A 23,562-nucleotide genomic window follows, 5' to 3' on the forward strand; every position below is an offset into this window, starting at 1 on the left:
TACCGTCATCAGCGGCATGGGGCTTCTTGCGACTTAAGCTTCTTTTGGACGATCGATCGCTTCCGCCATCGTTTTGTCCGTTAGATGCGCATAGATTTGCGTCGTTTCCGGCGACGCGTGACCGAGCTGCTCCTGCGTCTTGTACAAGTCGTTGCGAAGGTAGTAGTCCGTTGCGAAAGAATGGCGGAGCTTGTGTACGGACAGATAAGGCTTGCCGAACCGTTTCGCATACTTGATCACCATCTCCTGGATCGCCCGTTTCGTCATGCGGGCGCCCTCCTTCTTGCCGTTCGCAATCGCAAGAAAGAGCGCTTTCTCCCGCTTCGGCGCCTTGTATTGCGAATCCCGCTGCGACATGTATTGCTGCAAATCGCGCAGCGCTTCTTGGCGGAAAAAGACCGGCGTCTTGAAGGTATCGTCGTTCTTCCCCTTGCGGTATACGTAGAGCAGGCGCTTCTTCAAATCGATGTCATCGACATTCATATTGTAGACTTCCGACACACGAAGACCGGAATTCAAAATGAGGCTGACAATCGACGTATCGCGCGTACGGTTGTTCGTGTAGGCGTACAGCGCCTGTTTGTTGTTCGCGATCTCCGCGCCGTAATCTTCGTTGATGTAACGGATAAACTCATCGATCTCCTGCTCTTGCAGCAGCTTGCCTTCGAGCCTCGCTGCGGTATCCTTCGGCTTCGAGGTGCGCTTGATGGATACCTTGGCCATCACATTCCGCTTCAGGAGCGGATAGAACTGTTCATCCTCGGCAATTTGGCTCAAATAGTGGAACAAGGAGCGCAGAGATGAGAGCTTGCGGGAAATGGTCGTACGGCTATTCGATTGCTCCGGCCGCGTGGCCAGAAACATTTTAAAATGATCGATGCTGTCCATATGAAGCTTCTCCAGTTCTTCGAGCTTCACGTCACGGACCGTCGGCCCGGCAGCAAGCCCCTCCGCCAGCAGCCAGGACAGGAACGCATCGTAATCCCGAATATACTCAAGAAGCGAGGACGGGGAGAGGTCAGGCAGTTTATAATTAATGAATTTCTCGATGTACCAAGGCATGGTCGGCGTCCGCCGGTCGAGCTCTTGCCGGTCTTTGATTTTGATTATATTCATCAGTTGCCACCTCCATCTTTTCTCATTTTAATGCAGCGGCTTGGCAAAGTAAACCACTGCACGGAACAAGCGTTCCCGTTCGTTGGAATGCCGTAACTTTATCGGGCTATTGTGCGTCTAAGCTTATATAGAAGCGTAGTGGAAGGAGAATTCGAATATGCACATGAAACAAACATGCCGGTCTTCGGCCCGAATGTTAACCGTCGGAACGCTGCTCATGGCGCTTCTTGCGGGAGCAAGCATGCCAGGCAGGGCCGTTGCGGCAGAAGCGGGAAAGACGGCAGGGCAAAAGCCCGTCAGTCGATTTACGCAAGTGGAAGCGGGAACGTTTTACTCGCTGGCCTTGCGAAATGACGGTTCGGTATGGACATGGGGCCGAAATTTATGGTCCGAGCTTGGCATCCAAGAACATATGACCGTGACATCGATCGCCGCACCGGTGAGGCTGGCGGGGCTAGACGAGATCGTCTCCATCGCGACGAACGGCGGCGGGTATCAGCTAGCGGCGAAGGCGGATGGTTCGGTATGGGAGTGGGGCAGATCGCTGCAATCGGTCAAGCAAGGAATTAGACCGAGACAGGTTGCAGGCATAAATGGGGTGGCTGCCGTGGAAGCAGGCGCAACTTCCGGGTTTGCTGTCAAGCGGGACGGCACCTTATGGGCTTGGCCTAGAGAGGGGAGCGCCGCCGCCGCGAATGCGTCGAATGGACCTGCGCGGGCTGCAGGGATTTCAGGTGTTGTACAGCTGACGTCATATGGCGACCTCGCAGCGGCGGTGACGAAAGAGGGCGCTGTGTGGCTCTGGCACGCATCGGCATCGGAGGCTGCCTTCCAGCCATTGAAGCCTATTCGCGTAACGGGGCTGCCGAAAATCAAACAAGTCGCGCTGCTTTGGGATACGGCTTATGGCATCGATGAAAACGGCCGTACGTGGTCTTGGTCTTGGACGTACGGCGGAGTTAAGGGCAGCTATTCAGTTAATGCCATTAAACAGATCGGCCAGCCGAAGAAGATTCAAGCTGTTATGAAAATGAAGGAAGTCAAAGCTGGCGACGGCTATGCCCTCTTCGTTACGAGCAGCGGTGAAGTGTGGACCAACAGCCAGACGCAGCCCGGCAAGCTCGTGAAACGATCCGGACTCCCCGCCGCGAGTTCAGCTGCCGCCGGAGGTTATCATGGACTTGCGCTGGATGCAAGCGGACGGATCTGGGGCTGGGGAGCGGACAAATGGTACGAAATCGGCACGCCGCCTACATCGCCTGACGGCATGATTTATAAGCCGGTACAAGTGGAGCGCGAGATCAATCTGACGGCAAACGGGAAGCGATTGGAATCGATTTTTCCAGCGGTCCAGAGGGGCAGATCGATTCTTGTTCCGCTAAGGGATACTGCTGCCGTTGTCGGTGCGGTCTTCAAGACCGTAAATAATTACGAAGGCCAGTTCATGATCATCGAATACAAAGGAAATACGGCCGAGCTGGGGTGGAATAAAGCGAAGCTGGTCGTAGATGGCAAAGCCATGGAGATCGATTATCCGACCGGAGCATGGAGCGGCGTCACGATGGTGCCCTGCTCCTTGCTCAAGCAGCTTGGGGTTAGCATCAGTTGGGATGGCGCAAGCCGCACGGTGTCGATTTCCGGGTAATGAGGAAAGAGTAAGCAAGCCCCCGATCATTCTGTGATCGGGGGCTTGTTCGTCATAGATCAAGAAGTATTTCCAGCTTTTCTGGAGCCGATACCGATTGACAGCTTACTTACTAGTAAGTTAATATGCAGGAGCGGGACAAAACAAAGCAAAGTAATGCAATTGCATTCACATACAAACTGAGAAGGGGAGACAAATTTGACTTCTACCTACTAGTAAGTTATATTTCGATCATGGAAAAAGAAAATCGCAAAACGCAAATAGTAGATCTGGCACTTCAGTTGATTCGCGAAAAAGGTTATGTAGCCATCAGCTACGATGATTTATCCAAGCAGTTAGGCGTAACGAAGGCAAGCATCCATTATCATTTTGAGAAAAAGGAGGATTTAGGCGTAGCCGTTACCGAGCGGATCGGTCAAAATTTAGAGAGCTTCTTATCGTCGATTACAAAATCCGCGATGACGGTGGAAGAGAAGCTTAAGCAGTACACCGTTCGTCAAATTGCATTTTGCGGTGAAGGGATCTGTCCGATATCATCGTTACAATCCGATTTTTTATCCTTGCCTGATCTTATGAAACAGAAGGTAAAGGAGCTTAGTCAGTTTGAATTGAAGATTTTAATAACCATTCTGACTGAGGGGCACAATAAAGATGTTGATCAAGCTGCCGAAGAAGTTGAAGCACTGGCGTATACAGTTCTTTCTTGCATAAAAGGTGCATTGCAATATAAACGAACTTTGGGGAAGGATGTATTGCCCCAGATTTTGAATCAGTTAAACCGTCTTGTTCAGTTGTAAGAGACGGTTTGTCTTCAAAAAATACTTACCTACTAGTAGGTATATAGATAGGAGAGAGGAAAATTAAATCATGAAAAGCATGCTGTGGGTTGTTCTTATGATGTCCTGCGGAGCTACATTTATTTCCTCGCTATTCCCGTTATACGGTGAACATTATAAGCTGAGCAGTCTGGAAATCACCATCCTGTTTGCCGTTTATGCCGTGGTCCTGCTGCCGACGTTGCTTATCGTCGGTGCCCGAGGGAGCGCTTGGGGCTTGAAAAAGGTGCTTCGCTTCAGTATCTGGACCTCCATGGCATCGACTCTGCTCTTTCTATGGAACGATAATGTCTGGATGATCTATGCTGCCAGGGTTCTGGAAGGCATCGCATACGGAGCTTTCACGGGTACGGCCAGCGCGTTTTTAATAAAACAAACCTCCAAAGAAAAAATAAGCACGGCCATTAAGCTGTCAGGCGTTACGATTAACGTTGGCTTTGGCTTAGGTCCAGCCATCTCAGGCTTGATCATCCAATATTTGCGAATCGAGCCGCTTCGGCTGCCTTACTGGTTCCTGCTTGCCATGTTAGCCAGTTCTTTATTGGTTCTGGAGATGTTGCCGAAGCACGAAGACGCTGCGGCGCAAAAACCGGCCAAAACGAAACTATCGCTCGGTATACCTGCCGATATTCGCTCTCATTTTTGGTCGATCATCGGACTGCCGATCTTTACGGTGTTCACTTTAGGCGGAATTGTATTCTCGCTTATCCCTTCCTTCGTGAAGAACGTCATCCACACCAGCAATCTCTCGGTTTCCGGTTTGTTGATCTTGGTCCTTTTAGGCGGCGGAGCCTTGATGCAGTTCTTTCCTTGGCCTCGAGATCCCGTAGTACGGATGCGTATGGGCATCCTGTGTCTTGCCGTTGGATCTTGGGTTATCGTTCTATCTGGTCAATACGCGAGCTTGGTTATGCTCTGGGCCGGCATATTCGTTCAAGCAATAGGCGCAGGATGGACGTTTCAAGTTTCATTGCGGTTTGCCAGCCAGCTGCCAAAGCCGGATGAACGACCGCGAGTTATCTCGGCCTTTTATTTATGCGCGTATGCCGGGTTTATCGTACCTCCAGTAGGCGTCGGCGTGCTGACTCAATTTTTTAATTTGAACATGTCGTTGATTCTTCTAAACCTTTTCGCTGTGCTGCTCGTGATCTATGTGCTTGTTTATTCGGTCCGTTTTCACCGATATTACGCTAAAGCAACCGTACAATAATCATCGTTATAAACGAACAAACGATAAAGGAGATTGGGCAAAAATGAGAAAAGACTTCGTATTCCACCTCTATAATGTCGAGCATGATCACTTTATGAACTTGATGGCAAAATGTCCGGAGGGGCAGCGCATGGCGATCCCAGAAGGCTTCAACACCAGTTTGTATTGGCATTTAGGACATGTGCTTCTCATTACCGAATTTCATGTGTTTGGTCTTTCACAACAAACCTTGACACTTCCCGAAACCTACAAAGACCTGTTTTTCTATGGAACGAAAGCAACGGAGTGGAAGAATGAGCAGCTGGCACAGCTGCCTGCATGGGACACGATGATCGCTCAATTGAAAGAACAGCGCGAGTATATTTACAACACGTTGAAAGACAGACTGGAAGAGCCTGTACCGGAAAACTTCAAGAAAGCCGAAAATTACGGCGAGCTGATCCTTACGACTGCGGCGCATTTATCCAATCATAATGGAGTAGTAGCCGCGATGCTGCAAGTGCTTCAGCAGAAATAAAGGAACCGGTTTGGTCAGATTACGAAGGCGCACATGACAGCAATCAATGATTTATCATCAAGCATCATGAAAAAAGCCGCATATAGCGGCTTTTTTCATTGCTCTATTTTCCTCGTAATACCATCTCCCACAGCCTGCGAAGCAGCTTCTGCACCACGCAATGAATGAGACCGCCGATCCCGATCAGCATACCGAGCTCCGCGGCATAAGTCGTCGAAGTGAACACCAAAAATACGATGAAGAACACAAAGGCGGGCACGACGAAGTAGGATGCTAACGCCGCAATTGTCCGTTCGAAGCCCCGGTAAGGATAATAGCGTGCGATCATGCCGTCGATTCCGACCGAGAGGGGGATAAGAAACACGATATAGATCGTGAGCATAATGACCATGCCGCCAGCCAGTTGACGCTCATAGGAGTAAAAGGCATCACTGGCGGCCATCTCGGGGTGGTAGTCCAAGTAAGTTGCAACGGCAGCGATCGTGATGGCGGATAGAATGGCTGCAATGAATTTGAGAAACAACGGCAATTCTCCTTTCACCTGGGTCATTCGCGGAAATGTTTTGGAACCCATTGACGGGAAACCGCATTACCTATATAGTTAGTTACATGAGTAACTAACCAGTGTGGTGGTGAAGCGATGGGAATCATGATGGATGACAGCCGTCCCATATTCGTCCAAATTGCCGAACGAATCGAGGATGACATCATAGCAGGCGGATTGCCGGAGGAAACGCAGGTTCCTTCGACGAATCAATTCGCCGCCTTCTATGGCATTAACCCGGCAACGGCAGCCAAAGGCGTGAACTTGCTTGTCGATGAAGAAATTCTGTACAAGAAACGGGGGATTGGCATGTTTGTTGCAACCGGGGCCAAAGAAAGGCTGATGGAGAAGCGGAAAGAGCAGTTCTACGAGCAATACGTCGTTACGATGATCCAGGAAGCCGAGAAGCTTGGCATTTCAATCGATCTATTAACGGATATGATCCGTAAGAAAGGGTGACCCCTATGACGGCTATTGTTGAAGCGAAGCGTTTGACCAAAGTTTACGGCCAGCACACCGCAGTCGATCAGGTCAGCTTCCAGATTGAAGAGAACAAGATTTACGGCCTGCTTGGTCGAAACGGAGCCGGCAAAACGACGGTCATGCACATGATTACCGCGCAGTTGTTCCAAACGAGCGGCGAGCTTCGCGTATTCGGGGCGGAACCGTTCGAGAACAATGAGGTGCTGCGGCAAATTTGTTTCATTAAAGAAAGCCAGAAATATCCGGACAGCTTCGGGGTTAACGATGTGCTGGAGACGGCTGCCTTATTTTTCCCCAATTGGGATCGGGCTTATGCGAATGAGCTCGTGCAAGCGTTCAAGCTGCCGGTAAAGCGAAGAATCAAGAAGCTATCGCGCGGAATGCTGTCTGCCGTCGGCATCATCGTCGGCTTGGCGAGCAGGGCGCCGCTTACGATTTTCGATGAACCGTATTTGGGTCTTGATGCGGTGGCGCGCTCGATCTTCTATGACAAGTTAATGGAGGATTACGCCGAACATCCGCGGACGGTCATTCTTTCGACGCATTTAATCGATGAAGTGAGCCGGCTGCTTGAGCATATTCTCGTCATCGATGAAGGGAAGCTGCTGCTTAACGAAGAGGCGGATGCGCTGCGCGGCCGAGCTTATACGGTAACGGGATCAGCCGCGCGAATCGATTCGTTCATTGCCGGCAAAAAAGTCATCAACAGCGAAATGCTCGGCAACTTCCGGTCCGCAACAATCTATGGCAGCTTGCTCGCAAGCGACCAGAAGTCGGCTGAAGCGGCTGGACTGGATATCGCGCCGGTTACGATTCAGCAGTTAATTGTCTATCTGACGAGCGGTTCGGCCCGCAAGGAGGCGACGGTAAGATGAATAGGGTGCAGGGCGTTGTTAAAATGTATGCCAGAGACAAGTGGGGATGGTTCTATCTCCCATGGATCATCTTGTTATCCAGCTTTCTGGTGAATTTAATCATCGCGGCTTTTCTTCCGATGGATGAGAAGATTGTCACCGGCGGACTGATGTCGATTTTTATTTATATGATGGTAGCAGGCATTCTCTCGATGTTTCAAACCTTTCCTTTCGCCCTAGGCATGAGTGTTAGAAGACATGATTTCTTCATGGGCACCATGCTCATGATTACGCTGATCAGCATCGGCATATCCGTTATCTTGTGCTTGCTGTCCTTTATTGAAGGAGACGTTATCGATGGCTGGGGCGTCAGACTATACTTCTTCCATTTGCCGTATATCAGTGACGGCGGCATCTTGTCGCAGCTCGTCATCTACTTCTCCGTCATGCTAAACCTGTATATGATCGGCTTTCTATGGGCGAGCCTCCACCGCAGGTTTGGCAAAAGCGGGGTGTATGTGCTTGCGATCGCCGGGCTCATTATTATTACGCTGCTGCTTTATATGGCCAATTATTTCGAATGGTGGCCTTCCATCCGGGATTTCTTCATCGGCTTCACGGCGCTTGATATTGCACTTTGGCTGCTTCCGATTACAGTCTGTTTATCGGTTGGCTCCTATTTGCTGCTGAGAAGGGCAACTGTTTAAGCTGGGACGAATTGTAAAGATGAGATATTTTTTAGTTCATTAGAATTTCCCCTTAATCCGCATAAGAGGCTGTGTACATGCTACAATCAGCCTCATACCATACGTGATGGAGGGGTTTTTTACACCATGTTCAAACAGAAAAGGTTGGCGGCGGCGCTTGCATTCTGCGTGCTCTTTTCCGGCGCTTCGCTCTATGGTACGGAGACACATGCAGCAGCCGCTTTAATTCTTAAGGCAGGCAGTAAGGGGAACGACGTAGCGGATCTTCAATTCCGTCTGCAAACGCTCGGTTATTTCAAAGCTAATATTACATCGACATATGGCATGGCAACGCGAAACGCCGTCGCGAACTTTCAACGCGCGAACGGCCTTAAAGCTGACGGCATAGCCGGACCGATGACTTGGGGGAAGCTGAAGAAGCTGTCCGTCAATAAGCCGGAGATGGCGAAGCTGGCACGCATCATATATTCAGAAGCTCGCGGTGAACTATACAAAGGGCAGGTAGCGGTAGGCGCCGTCGTCATGAACCGGCTGAAGTCGCCGCTCTTCCCGAAGACGCTGACCGGCGTCATCATGCAGCCGTATGCGTTTACAGCCGTTGCTGACGGCCAATATTGGCTGCTGCCGGACAACACGGCACGCCTGGCTGCCAAGGACGCCGTCCGCGGCTGGGACCCGACGAAAGAGGCGCTTTATTATTATAATCCCGTTACTGCCAAATCGAAATGGATTCGTACTCGCAAAGTAACAACGAAAATTGGCCGCCATGTTTTCGCGGTCTAAAGGTGAATAAGAAAATCCGCTCCCGGGCGGATTTTTTTTTGTGCTTGAAGCATGCAACTTATTTGAAGGAGTCATCGTTTGAAAAGTAGATGAAAACGCGAAACGGATGGAACGGTTACAATTAACGGCACTAAATACAAAATGTTCCTATTCACCCCCGTAAAAATGCTCATAGCGACGAAATGTATCAGTAGTGAGCGTTTTCACTAAATTATGGTGTAGGGAGAGAGGTTCATGAAGAAGTGGACAGTCTTAATGCTTGTCCTTTCCATGTTTCTGCTTGGCAGCAGCACCGCACTCGCCAGTGGAAAGAGCAGCTATCGAGGGAACGATGACCACCGGCAGCAGCTCCTGTACTGCAAAGACGTCGTGTCCAGGCTGAACCAAGTATTAGCGAAGGTGAAGAATGAACGCACTCGCACGATTTTGAAGAGAATGATTGCAGAATTTAAAGCCGAATGCGAAGTAATCGGGGGCAGCACGTATCAACAGGATTTGGCGAAAGTAAATGCCGACAAAGCGGCTCTTGCGATCAAATTCCTTGGCAATGACCATGCGGGCTCCGTTACGCTCCCTGTCATCCTTGCCACCCAGGGTACGAAAGGCTCCACCATTACATGGACTTCCAGCAATCCTTCCATCATTTCGAACAACGGCTTAGTGATCAACCGCCCAAGAAATAATGATGCAGCCGTCGATTTAACGGCTGTCATCCGCTACAGAAATGCCGTAGTAAGCAAAACCTTCCGCGTCATCGTAAAATCGACCATACCGGCAATGTCGGATTCCGATCGCGTAGCGAAGGATACAGCAGCGCTTCAGATCGTGTTTAACGGCACCGATAATGCAGGCAGCGTTACACAGGCGCTTAAAGAACTGCCTTCTAAAGGGGTAAACGGCTCTTCCATTACATGGACCTCCATGCTGCCTAATGTAATCTCGAGCGACGGCAAGAAGGTCAACCGTCCTGCTTACGGCTCCGGCAATTCGACCGTCGTACTGACCGCTTTCATCAAGTCCGGAAACATCTCGGATGTTAAAATCTTTATTCTGACGGTTAAAGAGCAGCTTCCTGACGCTCAGAAGGTTGCTGCTGACAAAGCAGCCTTGGAAATCGACTTCGGCGGTTCTGACACAGCCGCTCGCGTGACGCGCGCATTGGACGGATTGCCGGCTGTTGGCGCGAACGGCTCGACAATCAAGTGGCTGTCCAGCAATCCTAACGTGCTTTCTTCCGATGGCAAAACCATTCGCCGTCCAGCTGCCGGCAGTGGCGATACGTACGTAGCGATGACAGCGATCATCTCCAGCGGTCCGGTCTCCGACGTTAAAGTGTTCGTACTCACCGTGAAGCCGGATTTTACGAGCTCGGAGAAAGTCGCCGCCGATAAAGCGGAGCTGGCTATCGCGTTTAAAGACAACGACAATGCGGCTTCCGTCACGAGGTCGATCGGTTTGCCGACGAAAGGGTTCTATGGCAGCACGATTATTTGGTATTCCAGCAATACGTCCCTGATTTTGGATAACGGCATCCTCATCAACCGTCCTGCCCGCGGCCAAGGCGATAAGACGGTCACATTGACCGCGTTTATCAGCAACAACGGGATCGGCGACGTGAAGACGTTCTCGGTCGTCGTGAAGCAGCAGTAATCGGTTAACTCCGATCGTGTCGTCCTCTTCCGAATCTATTGAACTTTACGTCTGTCGGCGCTATGATTAACGAAGTTATAATTTAGCTCTACTTGCGGCAGTTCAATTCGGACAATTCGGGAGAATGAATGAATGGGAATCAATTATTGTTTATCCTGCGGGGCTCCGCTCGAAGTAAGGGACATTGACGGCACGCCGCGAAAAGCCTGCATGGCAGAAGGATGCAATTTCGTGCATTGGGGCAATTACAGCGTCGGCGTCGGCGCTCTAGTAGTCCGTAATGAGAAGGTACTGCTTGTTCGCCGGGCGCAGGAACCGGGCAAAGGCTATTGGACGAATCCGGGCGGCTATATCGAGCAGCACGAGCTGATTCACGAGACGATCCGCCGCGAGGTGCTGGAGGAAGCCGGCGTAGTGGCGGAGGTGCGGAATATCGTTGCCGTTCGCGACTATCCTAGGAATATTCACAACGTCTACATTGCTTTCGCGATGGATTACGTTGCCGGCGAACCGGTGCCGGACGGCGTTGAGGTCGATGCGGCCGGGTTTTACAGCCTGCAGGAGATGGAGTCGATGAACGTAGCCGGATTTACGAAGTGGCTGGTCGATGTCGCGCTTCACGGCCAGGGTGAAGGATTGAAGGAAGACAAAGAACCGATCGTTCAGTTTGACGGTTACGGATTATTCCGAATCTAGCAGGGTAGAAGAAAAGAGCCTGTTCATCAGAGAAGCTGGAGAACATCCGCTGCTTCGCTGATAACAGGCTCTTTGTTTGCGCTAGCTGAGTACGCGTCTTGCCGTTACATAAGTATTTTTCCAGTAGCCGCTCGACATATCGGAAATGGCGACTCCTTTGCTGGAGCTGTGCAAAATCTTGTTATTGCCGGCATAGATGCCCACATGGCTGATGCTGATGCCATTCGTTTTGAAGAAGACGAGATCGCCCATGCTGAGGTAGCCTTTCGCAATCTTCTGTCCCTTCGAAGCTTGGCTTATTGAAGTCCGCGGCAAATTGATATTGAAGTTATCGTATACATATTGAGTGAAAGATGAGCAATCAAAGGCATTCGTCATGTAAGGAACTGCGCCATATAGATAAGGTGTACCTATGTATTTCTCTCCGAAGGAGATAAGCTTCATCGATTTCGCCGTCGCGGCATTCGCCTGCGATGATGTGCCAAGCGCAAGTGCCGTAAATCCGACTGCAGTGCAAAGGCTCACATTTAGGATGCTCTTGAGTAAACGTTTTTGTATCGCTTTCATAGATTTTCCCTCCAGCTCTTCTTCAAGGTGCCGTTTGTTCTTTGTTATACTATAGCACACTCAAAAAGCCCGGTTTTTGCCCCATTAGGAGACAAATCCGAGAGTTTCATAGGGGTGCCCCCCTTTATGAGAATTGCGTGAGAAATTTCTCATGAATAAGGTAAAAATAATGAGAATCGTGTCGTTTGGAAAGAATTGTTCGTTCTGATATGATAAAACCAGCGCGAATTCGACAAATAGAAAGGGGAAAATGAGATCAGATGACGGAACAATTGGAAAAGGCCACCTTTGCCGGCGGCTGTTTCTGGTGCATGGTAACGCCTTTCGATGAGCAGCCTGGCATCATAAGCGTCATATCCGGCTATATGGGCGGGCATACCGTAAATCCGACTTATGAAGAAGTGTGCTCGGAAACGACCGGCCACGCGGAAGTTGTGCAAATTACGTTCGATCCCGCGATTTACCCATATGAGAAGCTTCTTAATGTCTATTGGCAGCAAATCGATCCGACGGATGCCGGGGGACAGTTCCACGATCGCGGCAGCTCCTATCGCAGCGCAATCTTCTACCATAGTGAGGAACAGCGGGCCGCCGCAGAACGCTCCAAGCAAGAACTGGCGCAAAGCGGGCGGTTCGATAAGCCGATCGTGACGGAAATCGTCCCGGCGGAACCGTTCTATCCCGCAGAGGACTATCATCAAGGTTACCACCACAAAAATCCGCTCCGCTATCGGATGTACCGCAAAGGCTCCGGCCGCGATGCCTTCATAGACCGGCATTGGAACACCCCGCAGGACCGCGAAGCGAGAAAATCGGTTCTGACGTCGATGCAGTACGAGGTGACGCAGAACAACGGTACCGAACCGCCTTTTGCCAACGAGTATTGGAACTTCAACGGCGAAGGCATCTATGTGGACATCGTTTCCGGCGAGCCGCTGTTCAGCTCGAAGGATAAGTTCGATTCCCACTGCGGCTGGCCGAGCTTTACGAAACCGATCGTGAACGCGAACGTGAAAGAGAAGCAGGATCTTAGTCACGGCATGATCCGCACGGAGGTGCGCAGCAGGGAAGGGGATTCCCATCTTGGCCATGTGTTTGACGACGGTCCGGGTCCGACAAGGCTCCGTTATTGCATCAATTCCGCTTCGCTTCGCTTTATCCCGAAGGATGAGATGGAGAAAGAGGGATATGGGCACCTTTTGAAAGATTTTCAGTAAGAACAGCAGGCACGTCCCTGTCGGTTGACAAGAACTTGATCCGATTCCCGATTCCTGACAAGAACATTGTCCGATTCCCGACAAGCTCGGCTGGCCTGTAAACCTATTGAGCTTGCAAGCAGGATGGCTACCCATACTTCACGAATACAATAGGTGTGCGACGGATTTTTATGAAGTGCGCAAAATGACGTTATCTGAAGGGCTAGCAGTTGTAGTAGAGTATACAAAAAGAAACCGTCCAAGCTTGGCAGGTGCCGAGCTTGGACGGTTTTTTGCGTTGCCTCGCGTTACTTATTCGCTTTACCCGCATAGACATTGATGTGGTCAATATGCGCAATTTTGCCTTTGGCAACTTTGCTTGGGCCAACGAATTTCAGTTCATATGATTTGGATGGATGGTAAACATAAATTTTGTCCGTGCCGTAGAAGCGGACTTCTTTAGGCTTGCCAAGCGTTTTAATGACGGACGCGAAGGTCAGCGATTTAATGCCCCCCGTCCGATCGACGGACGTCCCATAATTGCGCAAATCGTAAATGACGCCGGATTTATTGACGCCAAAGCCGAATGCGCCTTGTCCCATGCCGAAATTGTAAAATTCGTAATGGTTTCCTTTCAGGTCACCGCCTACATCCGGTTCGCCCCATTTGTAATGAACGGCGGAGATCGGCGTTTTGCCCGCGATGGCGTTTAAGCCCGGGATTTTTCCTACGCTCGCAAGCTTGTAGATGCTCTTAATATAGCTCGCGTTCGTGCTAGCGCTAGCGCTGGCTGCTGCCGCGTGGACATTGGAATGAGAGATTGCCGTCATGGAGCTTACCGCGATCAATCCGGTCAAGGCCAGCTTTGCGGCTAATTTATACGTTTGTTTCGATTTGTTCAACATAATAGAATTTCACCTCTTATTTTTTTGAGACAAGTGACGGTTGACTTAAGACCTCATATTACCCAGTCCAACCTCGAAAGGAATGACAGAACGGTAACGAATCAGTTACAAGAAAGTAACGAAATATTTGACCTGCAGAAATGACAAAGAAGATTTCCAACGGTTTAATGAGCTTTGCCGGCACGCTTTTATGCTGCAGTGACAAAATCTTTTTTCATTCTTCATTACCTCCGATATTTTTTGGTGCTTCAAAGCTACAAACCAACTATAATCGAGCCGTGTTATGAACTAATCTCCAGGTTGTAATGGAGTTGTAAAATAAACATAGTTGAAATACGAACTAGCAGTTGTAGTAACGAAATATTCGACCTGCGGAAATGACGGATATGCGAGAAATATAATGGGATGTTTCTGGACAATCCTTATCCTCTATATATGATAAGATTCTGATTATCGGCGAGAAGATGGCCAAAGAAGAAGGGATCCGCGATGCCGTCGACGTCAAGATGCGCTTTCCGGAAGCTCGCATGCGATTAAAATGTTTGTCAGTCAAGGAAGCGCTAAGAACGTGCTGGAGCATCAGCCGCCATTGGAACACAGCACCGCTAGTGCGCTGCGGGAAATGACCGATCTTCATTCCATCTTAGATGTACCGATCAAATCGTTAGCCCAAATGCTAGCCGGAAAATCCGGTGCTGCTGCATTACCCTTAGTCGTGATTCTTCCTCCGGGACAACCAACTGGCCCTAACCAGAGGTCACCTTATGTGAAAGGGTCGGCCGTTTTCAAGAAAGGTCGAATGATCGGGAGAATCGACGAAGACGTCACCAAATCGGTTCTCTTGCTCAGAAACGAAATGCGAATGAATACCGTAACGTTCACTCCAAAGGAAGGGCACGGATTAGTATCGCTGGCTTTGAAAAGCAAAACGAAATTGCTGCCTCGGATCAAAGATGGCCAAAATCAAGATTGATGCCAGGCTCACCCAAAGCACAAACGCGATATCATATAAAAATCCGCAAATGGCAGATCGATTGGAAAACGAGTTAAGCGAATACATCTAAAATCAAATCAAACACGCGTTATTACTCGTTCAAAAGAACATGCACGCAGACATCTTTGATTTCGCTGAGACCTTTTACAGGAAATATCCTAAGGAATGGGAGAATATAAACTGGGAGGAGAAATTTCCGGAAATCCAAGTTCACATTCAGGTGAATTCGAAAATTGAAAGTCCGGGATTAGTCGATTCCGGTGTCAATAGACCTGAAAGCGAAGTTATAAAAGATTAAGGAGGCAGAATCCATGCTGTGGGGAGCTCTAATCGGGATCACGAGTATTGATCTTGATGGAATGGCCAAAACTTCGGCACTTTCGAAAAGAAAGAGCCGCGTTCGTCGTACTTACAGTCATCGGAAATGCACTTGCCTTGTTGCTGCTATTTAATCCCGAGGTACCCGGTCCTACGCAAATGTTCGAAGCGCTCTATAAACCATTGTCGGGTTTTCTTGAGTAAATTTTTGGTTCCAAGCTTTTGCAGCACTTGGCTACGTTGATGATGTGACAACCGACGTGGGTAGAGAACTGTCATCATAGCATGAGTCACAGCTTTGTTGGGATCAAAACCAACCATGAAACGACTCCTAGTGCAAAAAGGCCAAGTCCTCGATATAAGGAAAAAATGAAATCTACAGTGGTGGTGCATATGTAATGGATAACGCAATTCAGAGGACAGAGATCGCTACATTTGCAGGAGGCTGTTTCTGGTGTATGGTGCAGCCGTTCGACACACTACCCGGGATTGATTCTGTCATTTCCGGTTATACAGGCGGCCATACTATAAATCCGACCTACCAAGAAGTCGGTACGGAAACGACAGGTCATGCCGAAGCTGTTCAAATTACATTTCAGCCGGAGTTGTTTCCTTATGAGCGACTGCTTGATATCTATTGGCGGCTAATTGATCCCACTGATCGTGGCGGACAATTCGGGGACCGTGGCTCATCGTACCGAACCGCGATATTCGTACATAATGAGGAACAGCGCAAGAAGGCAGAAGCCTCTAAGCAAGCGCTGCAGAAGAGCAAACGATTCAAGAAGCCGATTGTGACCGAGATCGTACCAGCGGTGCAATTCTTTCCTGCAGAGGATGAGCATCAGGATTATTACAATACGCACCGAAGATCCTACAATCTGTATCTTGAAGGCAGCGGACGAGAAGAATTCGTCGAACGAAACTGGAACACGAAGAAAGACAAGGATCATCTGCGTCAGCAGTTAACGGAGCTGCAGTATAGGGTTACACAGAATAGGGAGACAGAACTTGCATTTCAGAACGAATATTGGAATAACGAGCGTAAGGGGCTTTATGTCGATGTCATAAGCGGCGATCCGTTGTTCAGCTCTAGGGACAAGTACGATGCGGGAACCGGCTGGCCTACCTTCTCAAAGCCCATCGAAGAGGGCTGGATTCGGAAAGAATCCGATCTAAGCAATAGTCAGGTGCGAACGGCGCTGCGCAGTCGAATATCCAAATCGCATTTGGGTCATCTAGTCCAAGATGGTAACAAGCCTCAATACCGCGTCAATTCCGCTTCATTACGCTTTATTCCGGTAGTACAATTGGAGACGGAGGGGTACGGCCGCTATATGCCCTTTTTTGAATAAATAACTCAGGGTCCGAGACGGTGGAAAGCTGTGTTGAGATGTCCCGTTTAACGACTGGACGTGCTTTTTTTATGTACATTTGTTTACATAATTAAAATTATGTATCTATATATAGCGCGACATCGTATGTGTTGATTGAGTTATTTAGAGGCGATCCGGAATGTGTTTGGGAAGAAATAATGATGAATGATCAAGCGAAAAAACAATGAAGTCCGCGGAAAACGCGGACTTCATTGTTTTTATCGGATCTAGTTCATGTCATTTGGCGATGTCAAGAACCTTGTCCGATAGCCGACTTCGACAACTATCACAAGGAAATATTAAGCTCCATGGCAGTGTTTCTGATGTAATCGGCAGCTTGCCGATACTCTTCGTTGGTCGACAGATGCTCGATGATCAGCGTAGTATCCGGATGCAGCTTGTTCAATTCCGTGAGGAATGTTCGATAGTCAAGATTACCTTGACCCGGTATCACCTCGTCCAGATGAACCGTTAAATGACTCTTCAACAAAATGTCCTTTGCGTGACAGTTTCGAATAAAAGGACCGAGCTTTGCGAAAAAGTCGCGTATCATGTCGCCGTTGCGGTAATAAATACGAGGACTGCTGATGATATTCACCGGGTCGAAGTGTACTCCGAAGCCTTTGCGGTCGATTGCCTTGATCAGAGAGAGGTAAGAGTCCGCGGAATCCGGGTAAACCCACGGCATCATTTCCAACGCAAATACCGTGCGCTCCGGTTTAACGGCATCGATGATTTCACGCGTCGTGTCTACGATCAATTCAAACGTTTCGCTGCTGAAATTTTCCGGATCCGGCCCATCCCATTGCTGGCCTCGTGATCCTGCAATATTGAGGCAGCAATGAGCGCCAATCCGCTCGGCAAGCTCCAATCTTTTGATACAGTACTCTATGGCTTTGTGTCTTGTGTTTTCGTTCCGACTGATCGGGTTGCTCCAGGCGCCAACCTCGGAAATTAAGATATCATATTTTTTTGCTATTTTCAGATAATCATCAAGCTCGGCAATGTCTTCTTCTCCGCTGATGGGGCAGGTTGTTGCGCGAAAACCCGCATCTTTGATCGCATTCGCCCAGCTCTCTGGATTTTTTTGTTCAAGAAAGACCTGACCGCCCAGCCGCATTGGAATCCCATCCTTTTATTAGGTTCATATATTTGATTGAATATTTGTTTGTAAGTATAACATAAACGCGTGTTTACACAATGGCGATTATTTCACTCGCTCTATTATATACTATTTATAACATTGACAGCGTTTTAATGCGTTGTGTATGATGAGACCATAAAACCGTGTTCACAAAACTGGGCAATATATTGGCAGGGGAAGGAGAGCTTTTACATGTTTAACGTCAAAGGCCGCTGGGCACTAATTACAGGTGCAAGCAGAGGAGTAGGTTATCAGACAGCCATTTTTATGGCGAAGCAAGGATGCAACCTAATTCTGCACAGCAGAAAATTAGAACATACAAAAGAGGTAGAGCAAGCGGTAAGAAAACTTGGCGTTGAGGCATATAGCGTCGAGGCTGAACTTGCAAATTACGAAGAAGTAGCAGCCATGCTGAATGAAATTGAAGCTAAGGAATTCCCAGTAGATATCCTATTCAATAATGCCGCGGTGCAAATTGCTTATAGAAAAGATTATTGGGAGACGCCGGTTGAAGATTTTGAAAAGAGCTTTCAAATCAATTTTATTTCTATTGCAATGATCTGCAATCGCTTGATCCCTAAGATGATCGAAAGGGGCTACGGCCGTGTCATCAATACAACAAGCGGAATAAAGAATGAACCGGAACAGGCCGGGTATGCGGCAAGCAAGGCAGCCCTTGATAAATTCACAAAGGATTTGGCATCAAGACTTGAAGGAACCAATGTTATGCTGAACCTGACGGACCCCGGCTGGTGTAGAACGGATTTAGGCGGGCAGCATGCGCCAAATGCAGTGGAAAGCGTGATCCCAGGAATCGCAGTCGGCGCCTTTGCAGACGACAAAAAGAGCGGACGATTTTTACATGCACAGGCATTTACCGGAATGTCATTAGAGGAAGCTGTTGCAAAAGCGGAGTCAATGGAGGCAAATCCTTATATCATTTAACGTAAGCGGAGGCGAAGATCATGAAATATAGACGTTTAGGGAAGACGGACTTGAATGTATCTGTAGTAGGCATAGGCACGTGGCAGTTTGGCGGGGATTGGGGCAAAGAGTTTACGCAATCTGAAGTTGATGGCGTGTTGACACGCGCGAAAGAGCTAGGCATCAACCTAATCGATACGGCAGAGTGTTACGGTCCGCATCACCGCTCCGAATCTTTTATCGGTGATTTCTTACGTCGCGACCGAAGAGAGGATTGGGTAGTGGCATCGAAATTCGGCCACTGTTGGCACGATCATTGGAACCATGCATGGAGCGTTGCCGAAATTCGCGTACAATTGGAAGAATCGTTAAAAGCACTTCAAACCGATTATATCGACCTCTATCAATTCCATTCGGGAAGCGACGAGGTATTCAACAACGACGATCTATGGACGATGCTGGATAAGCAGGTACAAGCGGGCAAAATCCGTCATTTAGGCATTTCGATCGGTGCGAACGATAATATCTACCAGACCGCAAAAGCGACCGAGATCAACGCCAAGGCGATCCAAGTCGTATATAACCGAATAGATCAAGCCGCGGAACGCGAAGTTTTCCCGTCCTGCATCGAACAAGATCTTGGCGTTCTTGCACGTGTTCCGCTTGCGAGCGGTTATCTAAGCGGCAAATACAAGCCTGGAGCAACCTTCGTGGACAACGTGAGGAGAGGTCACGATCGTCAAGATATCGACAGAAAGTTGGCGCTGGTTGAGCAGATACGGGAAACGGAAGTACCTGAAGGTATAGGCATGGCAGAGTGGGCATTGGCGTGGTGCCTCCAGCATCCTGCGGTTACCTGCGTCATTCCGGGGTGTAAAAGCAAAGAACAAGTAGAGGCAAATGCGCGTGCAGCTGAGCTTGATTTTGTCAAATAGTTTGAGTGCAAAAATAGATGAAATAGTATGAGCGTATGTAGGGGCGACTTCGTGAATAGATGAAGGCCCCTTTTTGTATGTTTTGATCGTTAATGCAGGTAGCGTACAAATATTGACAACGTTTGAATGGCATGGTTATGATGAATTCGTGAACGCGTGTTTATTAAGAGGGTGGGCAGTAACTTGAAAAAATCAGAAATCAATAGCTCCGAGATTGCCCGGCTTGCCGGGGTATCCAGAAGTACGGTAAGCAGGGTTATAAATAACTATTCAAACGTACCTGCTGAAACGCGTGACAAAGTTTTGAAAGTGATTGAAAAATATAATTATTTTCCAAATGCTTCCGCCCAGGTTCTCGCGGGGAAGCGTGCTCGCACAATTGGGCTCTTTCTCATTGATCAGGGGAACGTTTCTAGCGATATTTTGACGAATATGCTGATCGTAAGCGTGATTGAACATGCCTCGGTATTGGATTATTACGTCTTGACTCACATTATTCGTAATGCAAAGGATACCGAAGTGATTCGAAATGTCAGGGAAATCTTCTATCAACGCAGAATCGACGGAGGAATCTTTATCGGAGCAGCGAATCGTGAACCGTTCATTGAACAGTTGATTGACGAGGGCTTTGTGGTAGGTGTCGTTGACCAAGAACTTCCGGATCACCCCGAGCCCAACCGGATCGTATCCAATTTTAATAATGATTCGGGCATGAAACAAGCTGTAGCGTATTTGGCCGGGCTCGGTCATAGCAGAATTGGAGTCGTCAATGGCGACATGAATCGTCTATCCGGCCAGACGAAGTACGAGGGCTTCAAAACGGCGATGCGAATGTGCGGTCTGCAGGTGAATCCGAAGTGGGTGATGGACGGCGATTTTCACGAGACAAGCGGTTATAATGCCATTCAGACGCTCCTCGGTATTGAGTCTGAGCTGCCTACAGCGATTGTAGCCGCGAATGACAGCGTAGCGTTTGGGGCAATTCGGGCGATTAAAGAACATGGGCTGCTTGTACCCGACGATATCTCCATTATTGGGTTCGATGATCATGCCCTCAGCGAAAAACATCACCCGCCCTTGACGACGATACGCGTCGATTTTAGCGCTATGCTGAAGCGCATGACTACCTATCTGATCGAAAAAATCGAACAGAAGACGCTGACTGTGAAAGAGATCACGCTTGATTGCAGTCTGGTTGTTAGAGAATCTTGTCGTAGAATTTAATTCATAACAGAGGAGAATGTCGGATGAAGCGATTAAAAGAGCCCCGTAAAGAAGTAGGAAGAAACGTAACTAGTATCCTGGAAACCGTAGATGTGCGAAGCGGCGATCGCAGCGTCCTGGCCGAGTTCGATTATCTGATAGAGGCGCCCAATTGGACCCGCGACGGCAAATATCTCATCTATAACAGTTTGGGGCGTCTTTATGCATTTGACCTCATTACGGGGGATAGCAAGGTCATCGAATCGGGATTTGCCACTCAATGCAATAATGACCATGTGCTTTCACCTGACAACTCCCATGTAGCGGTAAGCCATCATACATATGAGGATGGCCAGTCCCGCATTTATATCTTTTCATTGAAGGGCGGCAATCCGGTGCTTGTCACTCCGATGGCTCCCAGTTATTTGCATGGCTGGTCGCCGGACGGAACCACGCTGGCTTATTGCGCCGAGCGGGATGGTGAATATGATATCTACGCCATTCCCGTAAACGGAGGCATCGAAACGCAGTTAACGCATACGGCCGGACTTAATGACGGACCCGAATATTCACCGGACGGCAAACACATTTGGTTCAATTCCGTACGCACGGGTCTTATGCAGGTATGGCGCATGAATGCCGATGGCAGCGAGCAGATTCAGATGACGTTCGATGAGAGCAACAATTGGTTTCCGCATATCTCTCCCGATGGAGAAACGGTAGCCTATATTACTTACCGCAAGGGCGATGTCGCTCCCGGTGACCATCCCGCAAACAAGGATGTTGAAATCCGCATCATGCCCAGCTCAGGCGGCGAATATCGTACCCTTGTCAAGCTGTTCGGAGGACAGGGAACCATTAACGTCAATTCCTGGTCTCCCGACAGCAGTCGAATGGCATTCGTTAGCTATAGAATGAAGGAAGACAATTAGATTTGAATGTGCACCTGGATGTTTGGGTGCACATTTTTTATTGGTAGAGGCACGGGTCTTTTCAATATACTTGTTTGCACCCCCTAACGAAAAACTGTTGACATGAAATTTAACGGACTATATAATCTGGGTAAATAACATAATTTAATACTTTTATAAAAGTATTTACACTGATGCTTGTTAGATTTAAATAAAGCACAGAAGAATTGCGCAAAGGTACAACAACGAGCTAAAAAAGCCACTTAAAGTAAGCTTTTTATATACTTAATTAATTTCTTAAATAAACACATTATATAAAACTAAAAGATTAAAAGTGAATTATAGTTGTTGGTAACACGATGGACCTACATTAGCAGCTTCCACTTGGTTTCAGGGATGTGCTCGTTCTGCCTCATCACTGGCGATAAAAAGCACAGAGAAGGGGAGATGACTATGATTAGAGTTACAGTATCGAATGAAAATTATCGTGAAAAAAACCAGTTCTTATGTCAGCAAAAACTATCCAAAAGGGAGTCGCTTTGCACTGGCGTGGATCGGTGAAACCCTTATTGACAGCCGATTCTCCGTAAGATAGTATGTGGATGACAGCACATTAAATAAAGCCATTTAAAAAGCTTTTTATTTTGTAATTCACATCTAAGCGTTTGCAGGGGAGAGATTCCTATGAGTAACGGAATTATTTTGAAGAAAAATAATGTTCTGAATGTCATTAAGACAATTAAAAATTATGGTCCTATCACCAAACTCGATGTGGCGGACAAGACGAAGATGACTGCCGTGTCGATTCATAACTTTATTAGTGAATTAATAGCCAAAGAGATTCTCATAGAATACGGTAGTGCAGAATCAAACGGAGGACGAAAGCCGGTACTTTACAAATTGAATCCCAGTTTCGGATATGTTATCGGTCAATGCTTGACTTTAACCGGCATAAAAACTGCCTTGTTTGATTTTAGCATGGAAAAAAAGGTTGCGCGGGAAGTCTCTTTCGAGAATTTGTCCGTTACGGAAGTCATTAATCTCATGACAGAGCAAATCAAGAATATGATGGCGGATTACGGATCCGAATATAAACAATGCCTTGGCATCGGTATCACGGTCCCCGGACAAGTTAATCCTGAAAGCGGCACGATTAACAATCTTACGAATATGCCGATGTGGAACAAGGTTTCCTTAAAGACCATGGTCGAGCAAGAAGTGAAATTGCCGGTCTTCGTTGAGAACGATAATAAAGCTACGATCCTAGGAATTAAATGGATGGAAGAAATCAGTGAAAATTCATGCATCGTTTATGTTGCGATCAGCAGCGGTGTGGGTTCAGGGATCCTATACAACGGAGAATTATTCAACGGAAAACATTTCAGTGCTGGCGAGATTGGGCATATATCGGTACAGTATGACGGCGAGATGTGCAATTGCGGAAACAAGGGCTGTCTGGAATTAATGATCTCGGATAAAGCAATAGCTGCAAGGATAAAGCAGGAGCTGGAAAAAAGTGAATCTACGGACCGCATCAAACCATGGCTTACGGCGGACTGGAATATGGAGAAAGTAATACGATTAGGCGAAGAAGGGCATCCAATCGTCATGGATGTTTTGAAAGATATTTGCAACTATATCATCATTTGCATCGACAACATCGTTAAAGTGTATGATCCGGAAGAAATCATCTTTGAATGCTCATGGCTTCAAGCTTTTCCAGAATTATTGGAAGCTGCTGCGGAACAATTCTTTAAAAGAACCCATTGGACAGATAGAAAGCAAGTCAGAATTAAGTTAAATAAGACGAAGGATGTCTTTGAGATCGGAGCAGCCACCTTGGTCATCGAGGATCTGTTCAAATTAAGCGCGAACAATAAATTATTGCTTTAATGAGTAACCCCCAACATAAAATATTGCAAAAATGAACCCCTTGTTTTTCTTCTCAATGCCTCTTTTGATCCGACCGACCGCTGCGAAATCGAACAATAAACTCACGAAAATTAAAGGGGCGCCTGAACAATGATTCGGTGCCCCTGTTTGTCCGA

24 protein-coding genes are annotated in these 23,562 nt (G+C 48.1%); 19 read left to right on the plus strand and 5 right to left on the minus strand.

Annotated elements, in window-relative coordinates; all coding sequences use genetic code 11:
• Positions 1-33: 33 nt before the first annotated feature.
• Positions 34-1,116 (minus strand): tyrosine recombinase XerS, encoded by a 1,083-nt coding sequence (gene xerS / locus DL346_RS08180; protein ID WP_112881512.1) that lies wholly within the window; start codon positions 1,114-1,116, stop codon positions 34-36.
• Between the two features lie 157 nt (positions 1,117-1,273).
• Between xerS and DL346_RS08185 the strand changes: the two genes are divergently transcribed.
• From DL346_RS08185 to DL346_RS08200, 4 genes are all read left to right on the plus strand, one after another.
• On the plus strand, positions 1,274-2,761 hold the full coding sequence (locus tag DL346_RS08185; RefSeq protein ID WP_112881513.1) for a stalk domain-containing protein: 1,488 nt from the start codon (positions 1,274-1,276) through the stop codon (positions 2,759-2,761).
• Positions 2,762-2,994: 233 nt separating this feature from the next.
• A complete protein-coding gene (locus tag DL346_RS08190; RefSeq protein ID WP_112881847.1) occupies positions 2,995-3,558 on the plus strand; it encodes a TetR/AcrR family transcriptional regulator in 564 nt (187 codons plus the stop codon).
• Between the two features lie 70 nt (positions 3,559-3,628).
• On the plus strand, positions 3,629-4,807 hold the full coding sequence (locus DL346_RS08195) for an MFS transporter (protein WP_112881514.1): 1,179 nt from the start codon (positions 3,629-3,631) through the stop codon (positions 4,805-4,807).
• Positions 4,808-4,850: 43 nt separating this feature from the next.
• On the plus strand, positions 4,851-5,324 hold the full coding sequence (locus DL346_RS08200; protein WP_165822409.1) for a DinB family protein: 474 nt from the start codon (positions 4,851-4,853) through the stop codon (positions 5,322-5,324).
• A 103-nt stretch (positions 5,325-5,427) separates the two neighbouring features.
• Here the strand turns inward: DL346_RS08200 and DL346_RS08205 are convergent, their stop codons facing one another.
• Positions 5,428-5,847 carry a hypothetical protein gene (locus tag DL346_RS08205; protein WP_112881516.1) on the minus strand — a complete coding sequence of 140 codons (420 nt, stop codon included), beginning with the start codon at positions 5,845-5,847 and terminating at the stop codon, positions 5,428-5,430.
• Between the two features lie 117 nt (positions 5,848-5,964).
• On the opposite strand from DL346_RS08205, the gene DL346_RS08210 reads away from it, so the two are divergent.
• From DL346_RS08210 to DL346_RS08235, 6 genes are all read left to right on the plus strand, one after another.
• Positions 5,965-6,327, plus strand: a complete 363-nt coding sequence (locus DL346_RS08210) for a GntR family transcriptional regulator (RefSeq protein ID WP_112881517.1) — start codon at positions 5,965-5,967, stop codon at positions 6,325-6,327.
• Between the two features lie 5 nt (positions 6,328-6,332).
• Positions 6,333-7,226, plus strand: a complete 894-nt coding sequence (locus DL346_RS08215) for an ABC transporter ATP-binding protein (protein WP_112881518.1) — start codon at positions 6,333-6,335, stop codon at positions 7,224-7,226.
• Positions 7,223-7,912: a hypothetical protein gene (locus DL346_RS08220; protein WP_112881519.1), complete on the plus strand. Its 690-nt coding sequence runs from the start codon at positions 7,223-7,225 to the stop codon at positions 7,910-7,912. Before DL346_RS08215 ends, DL346_RS08220 begins: the two co-directional genes overlap by 4 nt.
• Before the next feature lie 126 nt (positions 7,913-8,038).
• Positions 8,039-8,695: a cell wall hydrolase gene (locus DL346_RS08225; protein ID WP_112881520.1), complete on the plus strand. Its 657-nt coding sequence runs from the start codon at positions 8,039-8,041 to the stop codon at positions 8,693-8,695.
• A gap of 234 nt (positions 8,696-8,929) precedes the next feature.
• Positions 8,930-10,345 carry an immunoglobulin-like domain-containing protein gene (locus DL346_RS08230; RefSeq protein WP_112881521.1) on the plus strand — a complete coding sequence of 472 codons (1,416 nt, stop codon included), beginning with the start codon at positions 8,930-8,932 and terminating at the stop codon, positions 10,343-10,345.
• A 132-nt stretch (positions 10,346-10,477) separates the two neighbouring features.
• The gene (locus DL346_RS08235; RefSeq protein WP_112881522.1) at positions 10,478-11,041 is read left to right on the plus strand and encodes an NUDIX domain-containing protein; all 564 of its coding nucleotides are present in this window, start codon (positions 10,478-10,480) and stop codon (positions 11,039-11,041) included.
• 81 nt (positions 11,042-11,122) lie between these two features.
• Here DL346_RS08235 and DL346_RS08240 read toward each other — a convergent pair whose 3' ends face one another.
• Positions 11,123-11,608 (minus strand): C40 family peptidase, encoded by a 486-nt coding sequence (locus tag DL346_RS08240; protein ID WP_112881523.1) that lies wholly within the window; start codon positions 11,606-11,608, stop codon positions 11,123-11,125.
• 260 nt (positions 11,609-11,868) lie between these two features.
• On the opposite strand from DL346_RS08240, the gene msrA (DL346_RS08245) reads away from it, so the two are divergent.
• Complete coding sequence (gene msrA / locus DL346_RS08245; RefSeq protein WP_112881524.1) at positions 11,869-12,825, plus strand: peptide-methionine (S)-S-oxide reductase MsrA; 957 nt, start codon at positions 11,869-11,871, stop codon at positions 12,823-12,825.
• Positions 12,826-13,112: 287 nt separating this feature from the next.
• Here the strand turns inward: msrA (DL346_RS08245) and DL346_RS08250 are convergent, their stop codons facing one another.
• Positions 13,113-13,709 (minus strand): YjgB family protein, encoded by a 597-nt coding sequence (locus DL346_RS08250; RefSeq protein ID WP_112881525.1) that lies wholly within the window; start codon positions 13,707-13,709, stop codon positions 13,113-13,115.
• A 568-nt stretch (positions 13,710-14,277) separates the two neighbouring features.
• Between DL346_RS08250 and DL346_RS29730 the strand changes: the two genes are divergently transcribed.
• The 3 genes from DL346_RS29730 (at position 14,278) to msrA (DL346_RS08270) (ending at position 16,376) form a co-directional block, all read left to right on the plus strand.
• Complete coding sequence (locus DL346_RS29730) at positions 14,278-14,682, plus strand: Ger(x)C family spore germination C-terminal domain-containing protein (protein WP_165822410.1); 405 nt, start codon at positions 14,278-14,280, stop codon at positions 14,680-14,682.
• A 97-nt stretch (positions 14,683-14,779) separates the two neighbouring features.
• The gene (locus DL346_RS29865; RefSeq protein ID WP_420849538.1) at positions 14,780-15,001 is read left to right on the plus strand and encodes a Ger(x)C family spore germination C-terminal domain-containing protein; all 222 of its coding nucleotides are present in this window, start codon (positions 14,780-14,782) and stop codon (positions 14,999-15,001) included.
• A 418-nt stretch (positions 15,002-15,419) separates the two neighbouring features.
• Positions 15,420-16,376: a peptide-methionine (S)-S-oxide reductase MsrA gene (gene msrA / locus DL346_RS08270; RefSeq protein ID WP_112881528.1), complete on the plus strand. Its 957-nt coding sequence runs from the start codon at positions 15,420-15,422 to the stop codon at positions 16,374-16,376.
• Positions 16,377-16,683: 307 nt separating this feature from the next.
• On the opposite strand, the gene DL346_RS08275 is transcribed toward msrA (DL346_RS08270), so the two are convergent.
• Positions 16,684-17,517 carry a sugar phosphate isomerase/epimerase family protein gene (locus DL346_RS08275; protein WP_112881529.1) on the minus strand — a complete coding sequence of 278 codons (834 nt, stop codon included), beginning with the start codon at positions 17,515-17,517 and terminating at the stop codon, positions 16,684-16,686.
• A 216-nt stretch (positions 17,518-17,733) separates the two neighbouring features.
• Between DL346_RS08275 and DL346_RS08280 the strand changes: the two genes are divergently transcribed.
• The 5 genes from DL346_RS08280 to DL346_RS08300 all read left to right on the plus strand — a co-directional run bounded on the left by DL346_RS08280 (position 17,734) and on the right by DL346_RS08300 (position 23,407).
• Positions 17,734-18,486 (plus strand): SDR family NAD(P)-dependent oxidoreductase, encoded by a 753-nt coding sequence (locus DL346_RS08280; protein ID WP_112881530.1) that lies wholly within the window; start codon positions 17,734-17,736, stop codon positions 18,484-18,486.
• Between the two features lie 20 nt (positions 18,487-18,506).
• Positions 18,507-19,400: an aldo/keto reductase gene (locus tag DL346_RS08285; protein ID WP_112881531.1), complete on the plus strand. Its 894-nt coding sequence runs from the start codon at positions 18,507-18,509 to the stop codon at positions 19,398-19,400.
• 183 nt (positions 19,401-19,583) lie between these two features.
• Positions 19,584-20,624, plus strand: coding sequence for a LacI family DNA-binding transcriptional regulator (locus DL346_RS08290; RefSeq protein ID WP_112881532.1), 1,041 nt, complete (start codon positions 19,584-19,586; stop codon positions 20,622-20,624).
• 23 nt (positions 20,625-20,647) lie between these two features.
• Complete coding sequence (locus DL346_RS08295; protein ID WP_112881533.1) at positions 20,648-21,535, plus strand: TolB family protein; 888 nt, start codon at positions 20,648-20,650, stop codon at positions 21,533-21,535.
• 663 nt (positions 21,536-22,198) lie between these two features.
• Positions 22,199-23,407 carry an ROK family protein gene (locus tag DL346_RS08300; RefSeq protein WP_112881534.1) on the plus strand — a complete coding sequence of 403 codons (1,209 nt, stop codon included), beginning with the start codon at positions 22,199-22,201 and terminating at the stop codon, positions 23,405-23,407.
• Positions 23,408-23,562 lie beyond the last annotated feature (155 nt).

The sequence above is a fragment of the Paenibacillus montanisoli genome (assembly GCF_003268025.1).
In the GTDB taxonomy this organism is placed as follows: domain Bacteria; phylum Bacillota; class Bacilli; order Paenibacillales; family Paenibacillaceae; genus Paenibacillus_Z; species Paenibacillus_Z montanisoli.